Here is a 1,152-nt window from a genome sequence, read left to right on the forward strand (position 1 = left end):
CTAGTGGAGCGAGTCTAACGCTTGGTGCCCACGCCTCGCGGCGGCGATGACGTGGTCCGGGTGCTTGGTCCATCGGAAGGGGCGCGGGTCGGCGTTGGCCTCCGCGACGAAGCGGTTGATGGCTTCCTGGAGGGCAACCAGGGAGTGGAACACCCCGCGCTTCAGCCGTCGCCTGGTGAGCTTGGCGAAGAAACCTTCGACGGCGTTGAGCCAGGACGCCGAGGTTGGGGTGAAGTGGAAGACGAAGCGCGGGTGCCGCTGTAGCCATCGCATGACCTTCGGGTGCTTGTGGGCGGCGTAGTTGTCGAGGATGACGTGGACCACCTTCCCGGCGGGCACCTCGGCCTCGATGGTGTTGAGGAAACGGATGAACTCCTGGTGCCGATGGCGCTGCATGCAGCGGCCGATGATCGTGCCCTCCAGGACATTCAGGGCGGCGAACAGCGTGGTGGTGCCGTTCCGGATGTAGTCGTGCGTCATGGTGCCGCAGCGGCCCTTCTTCAGCGGCAGCCCCGGCTGGGTCCGGTCGAGCGCCTGGATCTGGCTCTTCTCGTCCACTGACAGCACGACGGCATGGGCGGGCGGATCGACGTAGAGCCCGACGATGTCGCGCAGCTTGGCGGCGAACTGCGGGTCATTCGAGAGCTTGAAGCGGCGGATACGGTGCGGCTGCAGCCCATGCGAGCGCCAGATGCGCCGGACCGAACTGGCGCTGATGCCGACCGCCTCGGCCATGGCATCGGCCGTCCAATGCGTCGTCTCCCCGGGTGGCTCGGCCAGGGTCAGCGCCACAACCCGCTCCGCCGTTTCCTTCGGCAGCGGCAGGATGCGCGACGGCCGGGTCTTGTCTCGCAGCAGGCCATCCACCCCGGCCTGCATGAAGCGCTCCTGCCAGCGCCAGACGGCTGTCTTGGCTTTGCCTGTGCGCCGCATGATCTCGGTCGTGCCGACGCCGTCGGCCGTCAGCAGGACGATCTCGGCCCGCCAGACATGCTTCTGCGGGCTGTTGCGGTCCGCCACGATCGCCTGCAGCCGGGTTCGGTCGGCGGCGCTCACCTCGACGACAATGCCTGTGCGCATGGCCCAGACTCGCATGCCGGGCCGGGCGCCGGAATCCCTACCAGGACTCTTCCGTCAGGCGCGATCCACTAG

Annotated in this window: 1 protein-coding gene; it reads right to left on the reverse strand. The window is 67.8% G+C overall.

What is annotated here, in order from left to right:
- The gene (locus tag LHA35_RS28300) at window positions 1–1,080 is read right to left on the reverse strand and encodes an IS630 family transposase (protein ID WP_226615208.1); all 1,080 of its coding nucleotides are present in this window, start codon (window positions 1,078–1,080) and stop codon (window positions 1–3) included.
- Window positions 1,081–1,152: the final 72 nt, after the last annotated feature.

It is taken from the genome of Roseicella aerolata (assembly GCF_020523605.1).
Lineage (GTDB): Bacteria > Pseudomonadota > Alphaproteobacteria > Acetobacterales > Acetobacteraceae > Paracraurococcus > Paracraurococcus aerolatus.

Excerpts from the sequence above, each read along its gene's own strand:
- LHA35_RS28300 (WP_226615208.1), bottom strand. The coding sequence starts at position 1,080 with ATGCGCACAGGCATTGTCGTCGAGGTGAGCGCCGCCGACCGAACCCGG.